This is a genomic window from Marivivens aquimaris (genome assembly GCF_015220045.1).
Classification (GTDB): Bacteria; Pseudomonadota; Alphaproteobacteria; order Rhodobacterales; family Rhodobacteraceae; genus Marivivens; species Marivivens aquimaris.
In genome coordinates this window covers 1966929-1987523 of record NZ_JADBGB010000001.1, presented here as the reverse complement: position 1 = coordinate 1987523, position 20595 = coordinate 1966929, and the positions used below count along the sequence as shown (strand labels likewise).

At 60.4% G+C, this 20595-nt stretch carries 21 protein-coding genes; 12 read left to right on the top strand and 9 right to left on the bottom strand.

The window, feature by feature from the left end:
* Positions 1-45 precede the first annotated feature (45 nt).
* Entirely contained in the window at positions 46-1017 is a 972-nt protein-coding gene (locus IF204_RS09765; RefSeq protein ID WP_194096591.1) for a Gfo/Idh/MocA family protein, read from the top strand.
* A complete protein-coding gene (locus IF204_RS09760; protein ID WP_194096589.1) occupies positions 1007-1951 on the top strand; it encodes a hypothetical protein in 945 nt (314 codons plus the stop codon). The genes IF204_RS09765 and IF204_RS09760 overlap by 11 nt, the downstream gene beginning before the upstream one ends.
* On the opposite strand, the gene IF204_RS09755 is transcribed toward IF204_RS09760, so the two are convergent.
* Positions 1948-3117 (bottom strand): dipeptidase, encoded by a 1170-nt coding sequence (locus IF204_RS09755; protein ID WP_194096587.1) that lies wholly within the window; start codon positions 3115-3117, stop codon positions 1948-1950. The two genes, IF204_RS09760 and IF204_RS09755, sit on opposite strands and share 4 nt — an antisense overlap.
* Before the next feature lie 140 nt (positions 3118-3257).
* Between IF204_RS09755 and IF204_RS09750 the strand changes: the two genes are divergently transcribed.
* The gene (locus IF204_RS09750) at positions 3258-4205 is read left to right on the top strand and encodes an endonuclease/exonuclease/phosphatase family protein (protein WP_194096585.1); all 948 of its coding nucleotides are present in this window, start codon (positions 3258-3260) and stop codon (positions 4203-4205) included.
* Between the two features lie 34 nt (positions 4206-4239).
* Here the strand turns inward: IF204_RS09750 and IF204_RS09745 are convergent, their stop codons facing one another.
* From IF204_RS09745 to IF204_RS09735, 3 genes are all read right to left on the bottom strand, one after another.
* Positions 4240-6057 carry a M3 family oligoendopeptidase gene (locus IF204_RS09745; RefSeq protein ID WP_194096583.1) on the bottom strand — a complete coding sequence of 606 codons (1818 nt, stop codon included), beginning with the start codon at positions 6055-6057 and terminating at the stop codon, positions 4240-4242.
* A 62-nt stretch (positions 6058-6119) separates the two neighbouring features.
* Positions 6120-7091: an alpha/beta hydrolase gene (locus IF204_RS09740; protein WP_322743273.1), complete on the bottom strand. Its 972-nt coding sequence runs from the start codon at positions 7089-7091 to the stop codon at positions 6120-6122.
* 4 nt (positions 7092-7095) lie between these two features.
* A complete protein-coding gene (locus IF204_RS09735) occupies positions 7096-7386 on the bottom strand; it encodes an SCP2 sterol-binding domain-containing protein (protein ID WP_194096578.1) in 291 nt (96 codons plus the stop codon).
* Positions 7387-7465: 79 nt separating this feature from the next.
* On the opposite strand from IF204_RS09735, the gene IF204_RS09730 reads away from it, so the two are divergent.
* From IF204_RS09730 to IF204_RS09710, 5 genes are all read left to right on the top strand, one after another.
* On the top strand, positions 7466-8017 hold the full coding sequence (locus IF204_RS09730) for a tetratricopeptide repeat protein (protein WP_228069141.1): 552 nt from the start codon (positions 7466-7468) through the stop codon (positions 8015-8017).
* Positions 8018-8039: 22 nt separating this feature from the next.
* Positions 8040-10838: a helicase-related protein gene (locus IF204_RS09725; protein ID WP_194096575.1), complete on the top strand. Its 2799-nt coding sequence runs from the start codon at positions 8040-8042 to the stop codon at positions 10836-10838.
* Entirely contained in the window at positions 10835-11224 is a 390-nt protein-coding gene (locus IF204_RS09720) for an RNA-binding S4 domain-containing protein (protein WP_194096573.1), read from the top strand. Before IF204_RS09725 ends, IF204_RS09720 begins: the two co-directional genes overlap by 4 nt.
* A 49-nt stretch (positions 11225-11273) precedes the next feature.
* The gene (fdxA, locus tag IF204_RS09715; protein WP_167636016.1) at positions 11274-11609 is read left to right on the top strand and encodes a ferredoxin FdxA; all 336 of its coding nucleotides are present in this window, start codon (positions 11274-11276) and stop codon (positions 11607-11609) included.
* A 247-nt stretch (positions 11610-11856) separates the two neighbouring features.
* Positions 11857-12366 (top strand): CarD family transcriptional regulator, encoded by a 510-nt coding sequence (locus tag IF204_RS09710; RefSeq protein WP_194096571.1) that lies wholly within the window; start codon positions 11857-11859, stop codon positions 12364-12366.
* Positions 12367-12492: 126 nt separating this feature from the next.
* Here IF204_RS09710 and purD read toward each other — a convergent pair whose 3' ends face one another.
* The gene (gene purD / locus IF204_RS09705) at positions 12493-13755 is read right to left on the bottom strand and encodes a phosphoribosylamine--glycine ligase (RefSeq protein ID WP_194096568.1); all 1263 of its coding nucleotides are present in this window, start codon (positions 13753-13755) and stop codon (positions 12493-12495) included.
* Positions 13756-13825: 70 nt separating this feature from the next.
* On the opposite strand from purD, the gene xseA reads away from it, so the two are divergent.
* Positions 13826-15367 (top strand): exodeoxyribonuclease VII large subunit, encoded by a 1542-nt coding sequence (gene xseA, locus IF204_RS09700; protein WP_194096567.1) that lies wholly within the window; start codon positions 13826-13828, stop codon positions 15365-15367.
* Here the strand turns inward: xseA and IF204_RS09695 are convergent, their stop codons facing one another.
* Both IF204_RS09695 and IF204_RS09690 read right to left on the bottom strand, forming a co-directional pair.
* Positions 15368-15766 carry a hypothetical protein gene (locus IF204_RS09695; RefSeq protein WP_194096565.1) on the bottom strand — a complete coding sequence of 133 codons (399 nt, stop codon included), beginning with the start codon at positions 15764-15766 and terminating at the stop codon, positions 15368-15370.
* Between the two features lie 20 nt (positions 15767-15786).
* Positions 15787-16812 carry an alkane 1-monooxygenase gene (locus IF204_RS09690; RefSeq protein ID WP_322743272.1) on the bottom strand — a complete coding sequence of 342 codons (1026 nt, stop codon included), beginning with the start codon at positions 16810-16812 and terminating at the stop codon, positions 15787-15789.
* 109 nt (positions 16813-16921) lie between these two features.
* Here IF204_RS09690 and ftsY point away from each other — a divergent pair, with 109 nt between their 5' ends.
* The 3 genes from ftsY to IF204_RS09675 all read left to right on the top strand — a co-directional run bounded on the left by ftsY (position 16922) and on the right by IF204_RS09675 (position 19576).
* A complete protein-coding gene (gene ftsY / locus IF204_RS09685) occupies positions 16922-17995 on the top strand; it encodes a signal recognition particle-docking protein FtsY (protein WP_194096563.1) in 1074 nt (357 codons plus the stop codon).
* 66 nt (positions 17996-18061) lie between these two features.
* Positions 18062-18964, top strand: coding sequence for a DMT family transporter (locus tag IF204_RS09680; protein ID WP_194096561.1), 903 nt, complete (start codon positions 18062-18064; stop codon positions 18962-18964).
* Positions 18965-18973: 9 nt separating this feature from the next.
* The gene (locus IF204_RS09675) at positions 18974-19576 is read left to right on the top strand and encodes an inner membrane-spanning protein YciB (protein ID WP_194096558.1); all 603 of its coding nucleotides are present in this window, start codon (positions 18974-18976) and stop codon (positions 19574-19576) included.
* On the opposite strand, the gene IF204_RS09670 is transcribed toward IF204_RS09675, so the two are convergent.
* Together IF204_RS09670 and IF204_RS09665 are read right to left on the bottom strand one after the other, a co-directional pair.
* Complete coding sequence (locus tag IF204_RS09670) at positions 19566-19853, bottom strand: Dabb family protein (protein WP_167636036.1); 288 nt, start codon at positions 19851-19853, stop codon at positions 19566-19568. The two genes, IF204_RS09675 and IF204_RS09670, sit on opposite strands and share 11 nt — an antisense overlap.
* Positions 19850-20548, bottom strand: a complete 699-nt coding sequence (locus tag IF204_RS09665; protein ID WP_194096556.1) for a glutathione S-transferase N-terminal domain-containing protein — start codon at positions 20546-20548, stop codon at positions 19850-19852. Before IF204_RS09665 ends, IF204_RS09670 begins: the two co-directional genes overlap by 4 nt.
* Between the last annotated feature and the right edge of the window lie 47 nt (positions 20549-20595).

Here is a 20595-nt window from a genome sequence, read left to right as displayed (position 1 = left end):
CGCGCCGCGGTCTAGCGTCCTCTCAACGTAATCAGGGAGGAAGTCATGAAGCCGGTTAAATGGGGTGTTCTGGGGGCGGCGAATTTCGCCAAGGAATTCATGGCTCGCGCGATCCACGCCGCTGAAGGTGCCGAGTTTGCGGCCATAGCGACGTCGGATGCCAAAAAGGCAGAGCCGTTTCAGGCTTTCGCGCCGAACCTCAAGGTCTACACCGACTACGACGCGCTGCTGGCCGATCCCGAGATCGAAGCCGTCTATATTCCGCTGCCGAACCATCTGCATGTCGATTGGACGGTGAAGGCTTTGGAGGCGGGCAAGCACGTCCTGTGTGAAAAGCCGATCGCGATGGAGGAAGGCGAGTTCGACCGCCTCATCGCTGCGCGGGACGCCTCGGGCAACCTCGCTGCCGAAGCCTACATGATCGTCCACCACCCGCAGTTCATCCGCGCCAAGCAACTGGTGCAGAGCGGCGTTCTGGGCGACCTTACGCTTGTCGATACGGTGTTCAGCTACAACAACGCAGCCGACGTCGAAAACATTCGCAACCGTCCCGAAACCGGCGGTGGCGCGTTGCCGGACATTGGCGTCTACATCTTCGGCTCGGCCCGTTTCGTGACAGGGGAGGAGCCGACCGCCATCGCGCATTCGCAGATCACCCGCGAGAATGGCGTCGATGTGTTCACACAGATGACTGCCGAGTTCCCTTCATTTGCTTATCGCGGCGTGATCTCCATGCGTATGGCACCGCGCCAGTACATCACGTTCCACGGCACCAAGGGCCACCTGACGCTCACCGCGCCTTTCAATGCAGGCGTCTACGACGTGGCTGAACTCACGCTGGAAACCACCGCAGGCCGCCAGATGGAGCGTTGGCCGAGTGCGAACCACTACGTGCTGCAGGTCCAGAATTTCTGCCGTTCGGTCCGCGAAGGCACTGCCTATCCGTGCCCGCTCGAATTCAGCCGCGGTACGCAGCGCATGATCGACATGACAATCGCGGCGGCTGATGGCGCCTGAGATCAAGATCCACCTGCCTCGGGCGATGCTGGAAACGGTGTCGCATAATCCGAAGCAGTTCTATCGCCGCCTAGAGAGGGAATTGCAGGAAAGAGGTTACAGGGCGCGGCTGGAAGAACGCCGCGCTCTGAACCTTCCGCCCGATCCGGACGACGGGCATTTCTATTTCATCCACGAAGCAACGCATCAGCAGGCCAACGTCCTGAATACTGGATTGGCCTATGTTTTTCCGTTCTGGTACGCCGATCCGAAAGGGATTTACGGCGAGAGCTCGGTGGTTGATGCCTCCTTTGATCCTTCGGATTTCGGGGACGAAGCGACTACGTTTGCCGTGCGCCTCCGTGATCGCCTCGCCGGTGGAAGGGTGTCGCGTTACGACCAGCCTAAGGAAGTGACCCGCTTTGACGGCAAGCACGTGGCGGTATTTTTGCAAGGCGACAGCGATATCCTCGCCCGCTCGACCTATCTCCATGGCCGCCAGATCATGCGCGAGGCTGTTGATTGGGCCGATGGCCGTCCGGTCGTAATCAAGCCGCACCCCAAGGGCATTTCCCGCCACGACAGACGTGTGCTGGACGCGCTTGTTGCACGGCACCCGAACGTCACTGTGTCAGACGCCAATGTGCACGACATTTTGGCCTCCGCGATGGTGACATTGTCGATCAGCTCTGCCGTTGCGCTGGAGGGGATGATCCACGGCGTGCCTGCGGTGCTCTGTGGGAAATCGGACCTGCATCATTGCGCGGTGACGGCACACACGCGCGAAGAGGTCGGACCGGCCATCGACCAAGCGCTCGCCCGCGATTGGCCGTTCGACGCGTTTCTGTACTGGTTCCTGCAAGTGCAGATGATCAACGCTGGCACAGAGGGCATGATCGACCGCGTCCTTGAGCGAATGGTGGCCCAAAGCGCAAGCCTCGACGCGTTCCGTTAATTCAGGCGCGCCCGCAGAACGCGGAGCATGTTCTCGCCCATGATCTTGCGCACTTGATCCTCGGTCAATCCCGCGTCCAGCAGGGCCGAAGTCAGCGCAGGCAGTTCGGACGTATCGAACGCCGTTTCGACCGACCCGTCGAAGTCCGAGCCAAGCGAAACGTGGTCTTCCCCTACCGTCTCGATCGCCGCGACGATCATCCGCGCGATGCCGGTGGGCGTGATGTCCCCACAAGCGACCTCGGCCCAGTAGCCCATGCCGATCACGCCGCCGGTTGCTGCGATGTCCTTGATCAGATCATCCTCGAAATTTCGCTTCACCGCGCAGTGTCCGTGGATGCCGCTGTGGCTGACGATAAGCGGCACGTTGGTCATATCGACGACCTCGCGCGCGGCCTGAGGGCTGACGTGCGCAAGGTCGATGATCCAGCCGTCCGCTTCGGCTTTGGCGACCACCTCGCGGCCGAACTCGGTGAGGCCATGGTTGCCCGTACCATGCAAGGAACCGGCGACCTCGTTGTCGAAAAAGTGCGTCAGACCCATCAGGCGATAGCCCGCGTCCCAGAGGCGGTCCATTTTGGCGATGTCGCCCTCCAGCGGATGCGCGCCCTCCATTCCGAGGATGCCCGCGACGAGCGGCGCGGCATTGGCGCGTGCTTCCAGAACCTCGTCCAGTTCGGCTTCGGTTGTCACGATCCGCAGATGGTCGGGGTCTTCCAGTTCGAACTCGTGCAGCTTTTCGGCCTGATACATGGCGCGCTCATAGATGCTGCCCCATGTACGGACCGGCCACAGCTGACCGATGGACAACAGCGTGATGTTGTCGAGCGCGTCTGCGTCGTTCTCGTCGTAGTTCAGACCCATCGGAGATTTGGTGACGGCGGTGAACACCTGCATAGCAACGTTGCCTTCGCCAAGGCGCGGCAGGTCGACCTGACCGTAAGAGCCGCGCTTGGTCAGATCCCTGTTCCACAGGAGGCTATCGGCGTGCCAGTCACCAACCGTCAGCGTAGCGTGCAGCGCGGCAGCCTCGTCCGAGACCTCGTAAGGTTCGTGACCGATAACGTTGTTGCGCATCTTCTCCGCGATGCTTGGCGCAAAGGCAAAGAAGCAGACGACCACCAGAAGCGCGAACCCCAGTACGGTCAGTAGAATACGTTTGATCATGACACGCCTCCCGTTTGGGCAAAGCGTAGCGGGTGTGTTGGCGAATGGGCAAACTATTCCTCGCGTCATGTGTGTGTCACGCAATGCGATTGTAACTCGCAGCCGAGCGGATAAACGTGCCGCTGGGTAAAGAGGGCATCATGGCACGTCAGGCAGTTCGGGACGGTATTGTTGGCGCGTTGGTGCTGACCGAAGTGGTGGTCGTCGGGCTGGGCGCTTTTGCGCGGCTCGTGCCGTCAGAGGTCCACACGAACTCCGTCCTGCGGGTCATGGACAGCCTGTCACTCCACCTGCTGATTATGGGGCTGTTGTTGGTGGGCGTGATCGCGGCGCTTGGGGCCATTCGCGTGGCTTTAGCGGCGGGTCTAGTGACATTAACGGCGCTGGGATTTCTTTTGGCAGATCAGCGGCAGCACTCTTTGCCATTCGTCGCTGCGGAAGGCTCGGTGCGTGTGCTCTGGTTCAACGTGCTCTACGACAATGTCGAGAAATCCGCGGCCATCGTCGACGCCATTATCGAGGCGAACCCCGATCTGGTGGTGCTGGGCGAGGCGGGGGCTCTCGTGGCGGATATGGACCGGCTGGCCGCCAACTACGACTGGATCACGGACTGCCCCGATGACCACTGTGAGGTCGTCATGCTGGGGCGCGGCGAAAGTTCCGCCGAAGAGCAGCGGTTTGGTATCCTCCGGCCCGGACGGTATTTCACAGCCGAGCTGCCGGTGGGTGGGTCAATGCTGACTGTCGTTGGCGCGCATTTCGTAAAGCCGTGGTTCGATGGCCTCGCAGGGACAGAGCAGTGGCAGCTTCGTAATCGCGTCAGGAAGATCGAAGGGCCGGTGCTCGTCGTCGGCGACTTTAACGCGGCACCGTGGAGCAATCCAGTTCGGTGGATGATGGAAGGCGCGGACCTCTATTCCGCGCGTGTGCCGGTCGCCACATGGCCCGTTGGGGCAGGGGCGCTGGGGGTGCCGATCGACCAAGTGTTCGTCGGGCACGGGGCGCGGCTTGTGTCGGTGGAGGCGTTTGGCGATGACCTTGGCTCCAACCATCGCGGTCTGTTGGCCGAAGTCACCATCCCACAATGAAAAGCGCCCCGGATTTTGGTCCGGGGCGCTTTGCTTAGTCTTCCATCGCTTCGAGTTCTTCGATGAACCCTTCGATCATCGAAAGACCCTTGTCCCAGAAGGCAGGGTCCGAAGCGTCCAGCCCGAACGGTGCGAGCAGTTCCTTGTGGTGCTTCGAGCCGCCTGCGGAGAGGAGGTCGAAGTACTTGTCCTTGAACTCTTCGCCCTGCTGTTCGTAGGACGCATAAAGCGCGTTCACGAGGCTGTCGCCGAAGGCGTAGGCGTAGACGTAGAACGGCGAGTGGACGAAGTGCGGGATGTAGGCCCAGAAGGTCTCGTATCCCGGCATGAATTCGAACACGTCGCCGAGGCTCTCGCCCTGAACCGACATCCACAGCGCGTTGATATCGTCCGGCGTCAGTTCGCCCTGCTTGCGGGCGTCGTGTAGCTTGCACTCGAAGTCGTAGAACGCGATCTGACGGACAACCGTGTTGATCATGTCCTCGACCTTGCCAGCCAGCAGAACCTTGCGCTCGGTGTCGCTCTTCGCGCCAGCGAGCAGCTTGCGGAAGGTCAGCATCTCGCCGAAGACCGAAGCAGTTTCGGCCAGCGTCAGCGGGGTGTCCGACAGGAACTCGCCCTGCTTTGCCGCCAGAACCTGGTGCACGCCGTGGCCCAGTTCGTGCGCCAGCGTCATCACGTCACGCGGTTTGCCGAGGTAGTTCAGCATCACGTAGGGGTGGACGGTGGTCACAGTCGGGTGCGCGAAGGCGCCCGGAGCCTTGCCGGGCTTCACGGCAGCGTCGATCCAGCCCTTGTTGAAAAACGGCTCTGCTAGTTGGGACATGCGCGGATCGAAGGCACCGTAGGCATCCATGACGATCTTTTCGGCTTCGTCCCATTTGACGGTGCGGTTGGTTTCCATCGGCAGCGGCGCGTTGCGGTCCCAAACCTGAAGCGTGTCGAGGCCAAGCCACTTGGCCTTCAGGCGGTAGTAGCGGTGCGACAGGCGCGGGTAGGCGTTGACGACAGCGGTGCGCAGCGCCTCGACCACTTCCGGCTCGACATGGTTGGCGAGGTGGCGGGACATCTGCGGGCTTTCCATGCCGCGCCAGCGATCCTCGATCTCTTTTTCCTTGGCGAGCGTGTTGTGGACGCGGGCAAAGGTTTTGATGTTCGCGCCAAAGACGCGGGCCAGTTCGCGCGCACCTTTTTCACGTTCGGCGCGGTCCTGTTCGGACAGCAGATCAAGCGTCGCCTCGATGTTCTTTTCTTCGCCGTCGATGTTGAACGTCAGGCCGGCGATGGTCTCGTCAAACAGCTTATTCCAAGCGGTCGCGCCAACGACGGAGTTGTCGTGGAGGAACTTCTCCAGTTCGTCTGACAGCTGGTAGGGCTTCATCGCGCGCATACGGTCGAGCACAGGTTTGTAGCGTGACAGCTCGATGTTTTCGGACATCAGCTTGTTGTAGTGCTCGTCCTCGATGCGGTTAAATTCGAGGCTCCAGAACACGAGCGGGGTGGTATAGCCGGTGATCTTGTCCTGACAGTCCGAAATGAACTTCGCACGGCCCGCGTCGGTGGTGATCTGGTAGTAGCGCAGACCCGCGAACGACATGATGCGCCCTGCGATCTCGCTGATCTTTTCATTGCGCTGGACCGCGGTCAGCAGTTCGGCAGCGCTAAGGGTCGCCAGCTTGCCTTCGTAGTCGGCGGCGAACGAGGCGCATTCCTGCTCCAGCCAGTCCATGTCGCGCTTGAGTTCGGCGCTGTCCTCAGAGGGGTAAAGGTCGGTCAGATCCCATTCCGGCAGATCGCCGAGATCCTTGCCGCCGGTTGCATTCGCATCGAATACGGGGCTCGGGAGCTTCATGCTATGTCCTTCTCAATTCGTTTGTTCAAAGAGATAGTCCTCGAACGTCACGGATGAAAGGCTCAGGCAATCTCGCTCTGCGAACAATCGAACGAATTTTCGGCGTAATGATCGAAATGCGCGCAAATACGGTCGATGACCATCGTGCGGGTTTCGGGCTTTTCCATCAGGATTTCATGCCGCCCGCCCTGAATGACGGTCAGGTCGCCGCCTTGCCAGCGCTCCATATATCGATGGATGCGTGTCGGGCAGACGATCTGTTCGTCGGTGCCGACAAACGTGACCGTCGGATAATGCGGCGGCGGGAGGCGGTGCAGGTTCTTCATCTCGACCAGCGCTTCATTGAGCCACTGCAGCGACGGGCCGCCGAGCGACAAATCGGGATGCTCCATCACCTGACGGCGCATATAGTCGAAGCTGTCACGGTCGGAGGTCAGCGTGTTCAGCTCGAACTCTGCACGGGCGAGGTAAGTTTCGATCTGCTGACCAGGGGCGAGCAGGTGGCTGAGGCCGATGCCGCGCGAAAGCGACGATATGCTCCACGCCACAGGGCGCAGCGCGGCCGCCATCTGGATACCCCACATCGGCGCGGAGAACGCAGCCGCCTTGACGTCCAGCCCTTCATGGAGTGAACGCAAACCAATGCATCCACCCATCGAGTGGCCAAGCAGGAAATACGGGCGGGGGAGGCCGGCTTCCTCGGCGTAGCGGATGGTGGCCGCGACATCATGTTGATAGTCGCGGAAGCTTTCGACGTGACCCAGCGCGGCGTTCGGGATCAGACGATCCGCGATCCCCTGACCGCGCCAGTCAATCGCAACGGTCGCATAGCCCTTTTCCAGAAATACCGCTGCATCGCGGCCGTATTTCTCGATGTATTCGGTACGACCGGGGAAGATGAGAATCGTGCCTTTCACATCCGCGCCGGTCCAATGCCCGATGCGGATGCGGCAACCATCCGACGTAACGACCCAAGAGGCCTGACCACCGTCAGGCCCTTCGGCGACGTCACTATAGAATGGTGCGGCAGTCATCATATCAGCCCAGTACGCCTGCGAGCTTCATCGCGGTGCCCATGTCACCGTCGACCGAGAGCTTGCCCGACATGAATGCGGTGGTGGGGTTCAGTTCGCCTTCGAGGATTTCCTGAAAGGTCTCTGCCGAAGCGGTCAGGGTCACGTCGGTGTCCTCGTCGCCTTCATGGACCCCAGCGCCGTCGATGACGATATTGCCTTCGTCTTCGATCACGAACTTGGCCGAACCATCGAAGCCTTCGTTACCCAGTTTCTCTTTCAGTGCCACAACAGCAGCATTTACGACGTCGCTCATTCCAAAGTCCTTTCGCCAAAGTGAGTATGCCGCCTCTGGTTATCGGCAAACAATAGTCTACACTGACGTTATGGGCGCGATGAAACCTTCAATCAAATGTACCGTTACGGCACTCGTGTTGTCAGTGGGGATTTCCCTACCGGTTTCAGCGCAGACCGTTGTTCTTGATGACCTTTTTTCGCAGCTGCAATCCGCTGACCCCACGCAGGCAATGCGCCTTGTTGGCCGCATTCAAGAAGAGTGGGGAAAGAGCGGATCGCCGTCTGTCGACCTTCTTTTGAAGCGTGGTCAGGACGCGTTGCTGCTCGGATCGATTGATTCCGCGATCGATCACTTCACCGCTGCGATCGACCACGACCCCGAATTTGCCGAAGCCTACAACGGACGCGCCACCGCATATTACATGGCGGACGAAATCGGGCCGTCGATTGCCGACATTCGCAAGACGCTCGAATTAAATCCGCGTCACTTCGGTGCAATGATCGGATTCGCGGCCATCTTGGAAGAAATCGAACGTCCCGAAGCTGCGCTCGAAGTCTACCGCGAGGTTTCCGCACTGGTGCCAGCGGACGGAAACGTGCAAGAGGCTATCGACCGTCTTGAAAAGGAACTCGAAGGCCAGTCGCTCTGATTGGCCTTTGCAGGGAAGAGAAATGAATACGTCCGCGCGCATCACGGCCGTTCTGGGCCCGACCAACACAGGTAAGACCCACTACGCTATCGAACGGATGCTGGCTTACCGGACGGGGATCATCGGCCTTCCGCTCCGCCTTTTGGCCAGGGAAGTCTACGACCGCATCGTCGCGTTGCGCGGCCCCTCGGTCGTGGCGCTGGTGACCGGCGAAGAGCGTATTGTTCCCGACCGCGTGCAATATTGGGTCTGCACCGTCGAGGCGATGCCTCCGGGGATGGGCTGCGATTTCCTTGCTATCGACGAAATCCAGCTTTGTGCCGATCCCGAGCGCGGCCACGTCTTTACCGACCGCCTTCTAAACGCGCGCGGTACGAAAGAGACCGTATTTCTCGGCTCGGAAACTATGCGGCCCGCTATTGCAGCCATGGTTCCCAAAGCGCAGTTCATGAAGAAGGAGCGTTTTTCGACGCTCACCTACTCAGGTTCGAAAAAGATAAGCAGGATGCGCCCGCGCTCGGCCATTGTAAGCTTTTCGGTTGAAAATGTGTATGCCATTGCCGAGCTCTTGCGCCGCACCAAAGGTGGTGCTGCGGTGGTGATGGGCGCTCTGAGCCCGCGTACGCGCAATGCTCAGGTCGAAATGTACCAGAACGGCGACGTGGATTACCTCGTTGCGACCGACGCCATCGGGATGGGCCTCAACCTCGACATCGATCATGTGGCTTTCTCTGCACTGACCAAATTCGACGGCCAGCGGGTCCGCTATCTGGAGCCGGACGAGCTGGCGCAGATCGCCGGACGGGCGGGGCGTCACATGTCCCATGGCACGTTCGGCGTGACCGGCGAGGCGCACGAACTTGACGAAGATGTCGTCGAAGCGATCGAAAACCACACGTTCCGGCCGGTAAAAAAGTTGCAATGGCGCAACAGCCGTCTGCAATTCGGCAGTATCGAAAGATTGCTCCAGACGCTGCAAGAGCGCACCGAAGACCCGTGGCTGACCCGCGTTCGCGAGTCCGATGACCTCGCCGCGCTCCGGAATCTGTCTCAGGATGCGGAGGTTGTCGCACGTGCAAGCGACGGAAAATCCGTGCAACTTCTGTGGGATGTGTGCCGAATACCGGACTTTCGCGGCATTTCGCGTAATGAACACGCCAATTTGCTGCGGGATATGTATAATTTCCTGCATCAGCACGGCCACGTCCCCGAGGACTGGTTTGCACGACAAGTCAAACGCATCGACAGGACCGATGGTAATATCGATACTCTGTCGCGTCGCCTCGCTTTTGTGCGGACGTGGACCTATGTGGCCCAAAGACGCGGGTGGCTGAAAGACGAAACCCATTGGCGTGAAGCGACTCGCGCTGTAGAAGACCGACTGTCAGACGCTCTTCACGATGCGTTGACCCAGAGATTTGTGGACCGGCGGACCAGCGTTCTGCTTCGCCGGCTCAAGCAGAAGGAGGGCCTTGTGGCCGAAGTAAACGAACAAGGTGAAGTAACTGTCGGCGGCGAATTCGTCGGCAAGTTGGAAGGCTTCCGTTTTCGTATGGATAAGACCGCAAGCGCGGACGAGGCAAAAACACTGCGTCAGGCTTCGGTCCAGGCGCTGGCTCCGCAGTTCCATCTGCGTGCAGACCGCTTCTACAACGCGCCGGACACCGAGATCGATTTCACCGATCAAGGCGGCCTGATGTGGGGTGAGCACGCTGTCGGCAAGCTCGTCGCCAGTCAGGATGCTCTGAAGCCGCAAGTCGTCGCATTCGTCGACGATGAGGCCGGTGAGGATGTCGCCCAGAAGGTCCAGCGCCGCCTGCAGCACTTTATCGACCGCAAGATCGCCGCTCTGTTCGAGCCGCTGCTCGCCATGTCGCGTGATGAGGCGATGGCAGGTCTGGCGCGCGGCTTTGCGTTTCGTCTGCTTGAAAACTTCGGCATCATCCCCCGCGGTGAAGTCGCCGACGACGTGAAGCAGCTTGATCAGGACAGCCGCGGCGCACTGCGCAAGCATGGCGTTCGTTTCGGTCAGTTCACCATCTTCATGCCGCTTCTGCTGAAGCCCGCGCCGACCCGTCTGCGTCTGGTGCTGTGGTCGCTGCACAAGAACCTCGACGACTTCCCTGACGCTCCGCCGCCGGGTCTCGTGACCATTCCGGCTGCTCGCGGCGTTCCGCAGGGCTTCTACGCTATGGCCGGTTATCGCGCCGCTGGCGAACGTGCGATCCGTATCGACATGCTCGAGCGCCTCGCCGACATGCTGCGTGACAAGGACAGCAAAAACGGCTTCGAAGCGAATGCCGACATGCTGTCGATCACCGGCATGACCCTCGAACAGTTTGCTGACCTCATGCAGGGCCTCGGCTACAAGGCCGACAAAGGCGAACGTGCTAAGGTCAAAGCTGCCGCTCCCGAGGTTCAACCGGCCGAAACGCCCACTGAAGAGCCCGTAGAGCAGCCGTCCGAACAGCCTGCGCCCGAAGGCCCGAGCGAAACGCCCGCCGAAACTCCGGCAGAGCAGCCCGCGCCCGAGAGCCCCGAAGAGATGGAGACTTTCTTCACCTTCACTTGGGGTGGCCGTGCACAACGCGCCGCTGGCGGCAACCGTCCGCAGCAGGGTCAGCGTCGTGGTGGCGGTGATCGCGAAGGCGGTAAAGGTGGCGAACAGCGCGGCAAAGGCCGTGGACCCAAAGGCAAGGGCGGAAAAGGCCCGCGTCAGGACAAGGGTGCCAAGACCTTTGAAGCCAAGCCCAAAAAAGAGAAGCAGATCGATCCGGATAACCCGTTCGCTGCGGCTCTGGCAGGTTTCAAGGCCAAGTGACGGACGCGCCGCGCCCGACCATCCGGGTCGACAAGTGGCTCTGGCATGCGCGTTTCTTCAAGACGCGCACGCTCGCCGCTTCGGTCGTCTCGGCAGGGAAGGTGCGGGTAGACGGACAGCCCATCAGTAAACCGGCCCGCGCTGTCGGGCCGGACAACGTTCTGACCTTCCCCCAAGGTAAAGAGATTCGCGTCGTCCGCATTATTGCATGCGGTGAAAGACGCGGACCCGCGCCCGAAGCGCAAAGTTTGTACGAAGATAGAACCGTGTGGTCGGAAAAATCTCCCACGAACCCGAGTTTTGACGGGAAAGGTCGCCCTGGAAAGCGCGAGAGGCGGAACATGGCGTCGCACGGACAAATTGACGACCCATTCTCGCTTGAATGACGGTCGAAGGCGGTCTAGCTAGACCCCCGAACATGAATAGGACCAACCAATGACCTATGTCGTTACGGAAAACTGCATTGCCTGCAAGTACACCGACTGCGTGGAAGTCTGTCCGGTAGACTGCTTCTACGAAGGTGAAAACACGCTCGTCATCCACCCCGACGAGTGCATCGACTGCGGCGTTTGCGAACCCGAATGCCCCGCCGACGCAATCCGTCCGGACACCGAGCCGGATATGGAGAAGTGGGTCGAGTTCAACCGCAAGTATTCGGAAATGTGGCCGGTCATCACCGCCAAGAAAGATCCGCTGCCGACCGCCGAAGAAATGGACGGTAAACCGGGCAAGATGGACATCTTCTCGGAAAAGCCGGGCGAAGGCGATTAAGCGAATCATCTGCGGGTGCAAGAAAACGCTTTGCGCCCGCAAATCCTTTGATACATTGAGATTAAAGGTTTCAAGACGCACTGCGGCATGGCCCTTTTTTTGGCGCTATTTTTGTGATATATAAGTTACAAATGCTGCCGGAAACCTGACCCGACCCAGTTCTGAACCAAATCCGACGGAGGCTTGCTATAGTCCGCCGCCGGATTTTGCGTCGTCAGACGGGCGAGGTCGTCTAGGAAGGACGATCATGACCAAAGCAAAGAAGCCTGAATTCAGCCCCGAAGAATACGTTGTCTATCCCGCTCACGGTGTGGGTCAGATCGTATCGATCGAGAAGCAGGAAGTCGCAGGCTTTGAACTCGAACTGTTCGTAATCTCGTTCGAGAAAGACAAGATGACCCTTCGCGTTCCGACCCACAAGGCGACCGAAGTCGGTATGCGCTCGCTGTCCTCGCCGGACGTCGTTGCGCACGCGATGAAGACCCTCAAGGGCAAGGCCAAGGTCAAAAAAGCCATGTGGTCGCGCCGCGCTCAGGAATACGAGCAGAAGATCAACTCGGGCGACCTGATCGCGATTGCCGAAGTGGTACGCGACCTGCACCGTGCTGACGACCAGCGCGAACAGTCGTACTCGGAGCGTCAGCTTTACGAGGCTGCTCTGGAGCGCCTGACCCGCGAGATCGCGGCCGTCGGCGGCAATGACGAGCAGTCGGCTGCCAAGGAAATTGACGACGTTCTGATGGGCCGCGCTGCCTGATCGACCTGATCGTTGTGAAATTGAAAAAGCCGCCCTTCGGGGCGGCTTTTGTTTTTTCTCGGAGAGGAGTGGGGGCGCTGCCCCCGCGCTGATGCGCTCCCCCGAGGTATTTTTGTCAGCGTGAATTCAGAGGGCGCGCCAGCCGATGTCACGGCGGCAGAAGCCTTCGGGCCAGTCGATCTGGTCGACCATCGCATAAGCTTTGTCGGCGGCTTCTTTCAGGGTGGCACCGCGGGCGGTGACGTTGAGAACGCGGCCGCCGGTTGCGACGATGCTGCCGTCTTTTTCCGCAGTGCCGGCGTGGAAGGTGTATTCGCTGCTGGTTTCGGGCAGAGCGTCGAGGCCGTTGATCACGGTGCCTTTTTCGTAGCTGCCCGGATAGCCGTTCGCAGCCATGACTACAGTCATCGCGTGGTCGTCAGCCCAGTTGGCCGAGACGTCCGAGAGGCGACCTTCGGCGCAGGCGAGCATGAGGTCGAGAGCCTGGCCGCCGAGGCGCATCATCAGGACCTGACATTCGGGATCGCCAAAGCGGCAGTTGTATTCGACGAGGCGCGGCTGGCCGTCCTTGATCATCAGGCCAGCGTAGAGGACGCCCTGATACGGCATTCCCTGCTTGGCCATTTCCTTCATCGTCGGGATGACGATTTCGTTCAGCGCTTTCTGGGCGATGTCGTCCGAGAGGACCGGAGCGGGCGAGTAGGCGCCCATACCGCCGGTGTTCGGGCCGGTGTCGCCTTCGCCAACGCGCTTGTGGTCCTGCGCGGTGCCGATGGGCAGGACGCTCTCGCCGTCGACGAGGATAAAGTAGGAGGCCTCTTCGCCTTCCATGAATTCCTCGATCACCACCTCGGCGCCTGCGCTGCCGAATTCGCCGCCGAACATGTCGTCGATAGCGTCGAGCGCGTCCTGTTCGTTCATCGCGACGATGACGCCTTTACCAGCGGCGAGGCCGTCTGCTTTGACGACGATCGGCGCGCCTTGCTGGCGAATGTAGTCCTTGGCCGGAGCGGCTTCGGCAAAGCGGGCGTAGGCTGCAGTCGGGGCGTTGGCCGCGTCGCAGATCGCTTTGGTGAAGGCTTTGGAGGCTTCGAGCTGGGCGGCAGCCTGCGAGGGGCCGAAGACCTTGAGGCCCGCATCGCGGCAACGGTCGGCAACGCCAGCGGCCAGCGGTGCTTCGGGGCCGATGATCAGAAAATCGATCGCGTTTTCTTCGGCGAAGGTCACAACGGCGTCGGCGTCGAGGATATCGAGCGATGCGCATTCGGCCACGGTCGCGATGCCCGCATTACCGGGAGCGACGATCAGGCGGTCACATTTTGGGTTCTGTTTGACGGCCCACGCCAGTGCGTGTTCACGCCCGCCGCTACCGAGGATGAGGATGTTCATGGCGACCTCCGCTTGGCCTTTGGTTTGAGGCGTTCTAGAGTCAGGTCCGGAATATAACAAGGGCGGGCAGATGGACCTTTTCGAAGAGCCGAACGACAACGCACACGAATTTTCGGTTTCCGAGATCTCGGGGGCGGTGAAGAAAGCCATCGAGGGCGAATTCGGGCATGTGCGTGTACGGGGCGAAGTCGGCCGCGTGGTGCTCGCGCGGACCGGGCATCTGTACTTCGATCTCAAGGATGATCGGAACGTTCTGGCCTCTGTCAGCTGGAAGGGGCAGGTGGCGCGCCTTGCGCATCGGCCCGAAGAAGGGATGGAGGTCATCGCGACGGGCCGCCTGACCACGTTCGGGCCGCAGTCGAAATATCAGCTCAACGTCGAAGATGTGCGCCCTGCCGGTGCCGGTGCGCTTATGGCGATGCTCGAAAAGCGGAAGGCAGCGCTGGCGGCCGAGGGTCTGTTCGCGGCTGAGCGCAAGCAGCAGATCCCGTATCTGCCGGAGATCATCGGCGTCGTAACCTCGCCCACTGGGGCGGTCATTCGCGATATTCTGCACCGTCTGCGCGACCGTTTTCCGCGCAAGGTGCTGGTCTGGCCGGTCGCTGTGCAGGGGCAGGGCTGTGCGCAGCAGGTTGCGAATGCGATTGAAGGGTTCAATAATCTCACCCCCGGCGGTGCGTTGCCGCGTCCGGATCTGATCATCGTGGCCCGTGGTGGCGGCTCCATTGAGGATCTCTGGGGGTTCAACGAAGAGATCGTGGTCCGCGCCGCTGCCGCCTCGCAAATCCCGCTGATTTCCGCGGTCGGTCACGAAACCGATACGACGTTGATCGACTTTGCCTCTGACGTGCGAGCACCGACGCCGACGGCCGCAGCAGAGCTTGCAGTTCCTGTGCGGCTGGAATTGCTGAACTGGCTGGACAATCAGAACGCCCGCCTGTCGCGGTCGCTGGTTCAGACGATCGATCTGCGCCGTCAAAGGCTTCGGGATATGGCGCGTGCGCTGCCGCAGAAGGATCATCTGCTGGATGGGCCTCGTCAGCGGCTCGACGTGCTGTCGGATAAGCTCGAAGCCGGCCTGAAGAATGCCGCTGCCCGCAAGCGACTCGCCCTGACCGAAGCATCGGGGCACCTTCGCCCGTCGGTGCTCACGCGACTGCTGACGGATTCGCAACGTAACCTGAATGCGTGGGATGTGCGCCTTGCCCCTGCTTTGGCACGTGTCGCCGAACGGCGCCGCGAAGCGCTGGACGCGCGCGTTGCTCGTCTGAGGCCGCAGGCGTTGGCGCAGCAGCTTGCCCGAACGGAAGAGAAATACGACGGGCTGACCGTGCGGCTTTCAGACGTTGCCACTCGCGCACAGCAGGCGCGTATGGACCGCCTGCAGTCGCTTGATCGTCTGCGTGAAACGCTTTCGTACCGCGCAACGCTCGAACGCGGCTATGCAGTTGTTCGCAGCGAAGGGGGCGTAATCACTACCGCGAAAAAGGCAGGCAAGGCGGGCGCTCTCGAAATCGAATTTGCCGATGGCCGCTTCGAAGTCGGGCAGGCGGCGACCAAGCCAGCGCCCAAGAAAAAGGATACGCCGCCGACGCAAGGCTCGCTGTTCTGATCAGAAACCGAAGTTGTTGCAGACCAGATCACGCTTGACCGGTTTGAGTTCGTAAATCTCGCTTCCGACGATCCCGTCGAGGCCAACGAAACTCGCCCGCAGGCGGCCGCCGTCGAGGTGATAATACCAGCATTGCGGGTCGGGGTTGTTCTCGTAGGCAAAGCATATCTGCTCGCCGTTGGTGTACCATTCACCGATCTCGCAAACGCCGTCGCCCCAGCTCCAGTAAACTTGCCGGTCCGGCATGTATTTTTCGAGCCCATATGGTTCGATGCCGACATAGCCGAAGTCGAAGGTGCGACCCAAGACATAGGCTTCGAACTGACTGGCGGTCAGGCTGTCCTGCTGTGCCGTCGCAGGAAGCGCCAAAGCGCAGAGTGCTAAGCAAAGTTTTCGCATAGTTGCAGCCTGCGTCATTCTCAACGCTTTGAAAAGCTACCCTTTCGCCATTCTTTCAGACGCGGATGCATCACCTTGCGCCACATCGGAGGTAGCAGCGCGATGCAGGCCATCACAGGAATGGAACGCGGTAGGGTGGGTGCATTCGGCAGTTCGAGCGCCGGGTAGGGGCGCATGGGGTGGGCGTGGTGGTCGGAATGACGCGGCGCATTGAGCATGAGCGCCGACGAATACCAATGCGGACTGTTCCAGCTATGACGCGCGGTGACGGGCTCCGGTTTGCCATCGGTGATCTTCCGGTCCAGCCCGTAGTGCTGCACATAGTCGGACATCAGCAATTGTACCTGCGCGAAGATCGCAAGCGCGACATACCACAGCAAACCAGTTGTTCCGCCGATCAGCCGAGCGATGAGCAGCATCAATGCCGCGCCCAGCAGATAGGTCACATACGGGTTGCGCCAGCGTGAGCGCTTGCTGCGAGCCATGCGGTCCCTCTCGGCTTCAAGACCCTTGCGGAATTCCCCGCGCCACGCACGGCCCGCGAATTTGTAAAAGCTCTCGCCATAGCGCGCCGAATTCGGGTCACTGCGCGTGGCGACCAGCGGATGATGGACCAGCACATGCGCCGAGGCGTGTTGGCCATAAAGCACGGAGATATAGGCCCAAACACCAAGTTTCCTCAGTAGTCGCGACTGCCGATGGATGAGTTCGTGCGCGTTGGAGTTGGCCACCTGCCCGAGGTACAGCCCCGCGGCGACAAAAACGCCGAACGCCTCCGCCCATGACAGCGAGCCGATCCCGTAGACCACTGCGCCAAGCATCGTGAACTGCCCGATCACAACGACGACCGACAGGCGGTCGGCAGCCGGAAACTCGCTCTCGGGCGTCGGCGGAGTGATCACGCGGACCACCTCGTCCAGCACCGCCACCATCACCGTCATTACCAGTGGCGCGATCACTGCCCAGATGCCGCCATAGAGCGCCGCCGCGATAATCAACGGCAGCGGAAGCAACGTAGCAACAGTGAAAAGGCGCATTGCGGACATACGAACTTCCATAGCACATTGCCTGAATTGAGCCAGTCACATTGCCCGCAGGCCTTTCCAATCCTAGCTATTGCCTTTAGTTGGAAAGAAACTGCGCATCGGATTTCACATGTCCTTTTTCAAAAAGCTCCGCGACCGCCTGACGAAGTCGTCCTCCCAGCTCGATGAAGGGCTTGAAGCCATCATCGACGAGGGCGCGGAAGAGAGCACTGACGAGAGCCATGTCGAGCCCGCCGCGCCGGTAGTTGCGCCCGCCGAAGCGCCGGTTGTCCAGCCGACCATCGACCAAGAGCAACCCAAGAAAGCAGGCATCGTCGACCGCCTGATGGGCCGCACCGACAACTCGCCGCGCCGCACCCTCGACGACGAGATGCTCGAACAGCTCGAAGAACTCCTGATCGCATCGGACATGGGCGTCGATACCGCGCTGCGCGTGACTTCGAACATCGCCGAAGGCCGCATGGGTCGCAAAGTCTCCGTGAACGAGATCAAGACACTCCTCGCAGAAGAAGTCACCCGCATCATGGAGCCCGTCGCGCGTCCGCTGCCGCTCTATTCGAAAAAGCCGCAGGTCGTTTTGGTCGTCGGCGTGAACGGTTCAGGCAAAACCACGACCATCGGCAAACTCGCCAGCCAGTTCCGCGCTGCCGGCAAAAAGGTCGTCATCGCTGCCGGTGACACCTTCCGCGCTGCCGCCGTCGAACAGCTTCAGGTCTGGGGTGATCGCGCAGGCGTGCCCGTCATGACTGCGCCCGAAGGCTCGGACCCTGCCAGCCTCGCATTCGATGCGATCACCAAAGCGCAGGAAGACGGTGCGGATCTTCTTATGATCGACACCGCAGGTCGCCTCCAGAACCGTCAGGACCTCATGGAGGAACTCGCGAAGATCGTCCGTGTCATCCGCAAGAAAGACCCCGATGCGCCGCACAACACCCTACTGGTGCTCGATGCGACAACTGGTCAAAACGCTCTCGTCCAGACCGAAGCTTTCCAGAAACTCGCCGATGTGTCCGGCCTTGTGATGACTAAACTCGACGGTACCGCCAAAGGCGGCGTCCTGGTCGCGCTTGCTGACAAATTCGCGCTTCCGATCCATGCCATTGGCGTTGGCGAGCAGATCGACGATCTCGCGCCTTTCGATCCCGAAGACTTTGCCAAGGCGCTGGTCGGCGCGCACGAATGACCCTTCATTCACTCTGGAAAAAATACCTCGGGGGGATAGGGGGCAGAGCCCCCTTCGACGTTTCATATGGGTGATTGGCTCGTCTCGATCGCGGGCACGCCGCAAGGCGCACAGCTCGCAACTCTGCTCGCTCTGATGTCGGCCATTGCGCACGCATCCTTCGGCGCTCTGCAAAAAGGCAATGTCGATCCGTGGACCTCGCGCGGGGTGATCGACGGTTGGCTGGCAATCATCTCCGCACCTGTGGCGCTGTTCCTCGTGCCTTGGCCCGATGGCCGGATGTGGATCATCCTGCTCGGCGCAGTCATCATCCACCTCGGCTATAAACTGGCGATGGCGCTGGCTTATGAGCGTGCCGCCTACACGGTCGTCTACCCGATTGTCAGAGGCAGCGGTCCGGTCGTCACCGTGGCCGCTGCGACGGTCATCTTCCACGAACACTTCGCGCTGATCCAATGGCTGGGCGTTGTCTGCCTGTCGGGCGGCATCCTGCTCGTCGCGGTACGCAACATGATCGACGAAAAGCTGGACCCTAAGGGGCTCCGCATCGGTCTGATGTGGGCCGCGATCGGCGGGGCGACGGTTGCACTCTATACCGTCTACGACGCATGGGGCATCCGCCAGTCGGCTGACCCGTTCACCTTCCTTGCGTGGTGGTTCTTCCTCGCGGCTTTCGACATGCCCGTTATCGCTGCGATCCGCTGGCGCAACTTGCCTGTCAAACCTGCCGTGGGTCCGCTCATGGTGCGAGGCATCTGCGGCGCCTTCATTGGCTGGATCAGCTTTGGCGGTGTCATGCTCGCAACCCGCATCGACAAGGTCGGTGAAGCTGCCGTCCTCCGCGAAACCTCGCCCGTTTTTGCCGCGCTGATCGGCTGGCTTTTCCTCGGTGAAAAGGTCGGTTGGCAACGGTCCATGTTTATCGCGCTGATCGCCATCGGCGCAGTTATCGTCGAATTTGGAGCCTAAGGAGCCTTCATGTCCGCAAAGCCCATCAATCCGATCCTGAAGCAGGTGCTCGAGCTTGGCCCGACCGTGGTCTTTTTCCTGATCTACCTACGGATCAAGGACGAGAACTACATCATCGGCGGCACCGAATATTCGGGCTTCATCGTCTCTGCGATCGTCTTCATCCCGATCCTGCTGGTCTCGATGGGTATCCTCTGGGCGCTCACCCGCAAGCTCAGCCGGATGCAGGTTTTCACCGCGTTCATGGTGATTTTCTTCGGCGGTTTGACAGCCTATTTTAACAACAAGGCGTTCTTCATGATGAAGACGACGATTGTTTACGGGCTGTTTTTCGTCCTGCTGGGTATCGGCCTGCTACGGGGACAGAGCTGGCTGCAATATGTCCTCGGGGAATTCCTGCCGATGGAAAACGAAGGCTGGATGATCTTCACCAAGCGCCTCGCGGTGTTCTTCCTCGTCCTCGCTCTCGCGAACGAGGTGATCTGGCGCACCCAGAGCGAGGAGCTCTGGGTCACGCTCGAGACATTCGCGTTTCCGGCTGTGACCTTCCTGTTCCTGTGGGTGAACATTGTCGCCCTCCAGAAATATCTGATCGAAGAGCCTAAGAAATAAAGTCTGCCGCTGTGCGCGTGTCGCGCAGCGGACGCACCAGTTCGATGGACTTGGTGTAAAGCGGATGCGCTTTGTAGGCGGCCAACTGGGCTTCGTCCTCGAATTCGCCATAGACAACGAAATCAGGCCCCTCGGGGCTGATCGGATCGCTGTTCAAATTCGGCCTGATTTCCAGACGAATGGAGTCGGGGATGGTTTCGAGGAGCTTCAGCCCCTCGAAAACGGCGTCACGGTTTTCGGGCCGCTTGACCGTGAAAAATACGATGTGCCGGATCATTTCTGTTTGAAAAGCCGTTCCATTTGTTCCTTGGAATAGCCCTTTTGGCGCACTTCAGCAGCGAGTTCCATGCCCTTTTTGACCGCAGGGCGGGCGGCCATGCGCTCCATCCATGCTTTCATATTCGGCTTGTCATCCAGCGTCTGCTGCTGGCCTTCCCAGCTTGCCGCCCACGGGTAGATCGCCATGTCCGCGATAGAGTAGTCGCCGCAAATGTAGTCCTTGCCGTCAAGCTGTGTGTCGAGAACGCGGTAGAGGCGAGCGACTTCGTTGCGATAGCGTTCCTGCGCGTAGGGCAGAACCTGCGGCGGGTCCATGTCGGGGGCGTAGCGCAGGAAGTGGTGCGCTTGTCCTGCCATCGGGCCAACGCCGCCCATTTGCCACATCAGCCATTGATCGACGTTGATGCGGTCACGCTCGGTCGCGCCGCAGAACGTGCCGGTCTTGCGGGCGAGGTATTGAAGGATCGCGCCCGACTCGAACATCGAAATCGGCTCGCCATCGGGGCCTTCGGGGTCGACGATGGCAGGCATACGGTTGTTCGGAGCGATTTTCAGGAACTCCGGATCGAACTGGTCGCCCGCGCCGATGTCGACCAGATGCAGGTCGTAAGGCAGGCCCATCTCCTCCAGTGCGATCGAGATTTTCTTGCCGTTGGGGGTCGGCCAATAATGCAATGCAATGGGGGCGGTCATCGGGAACTCCTAAAATTATAGGGGTACAATGCGCCTTTGCGCAGAGG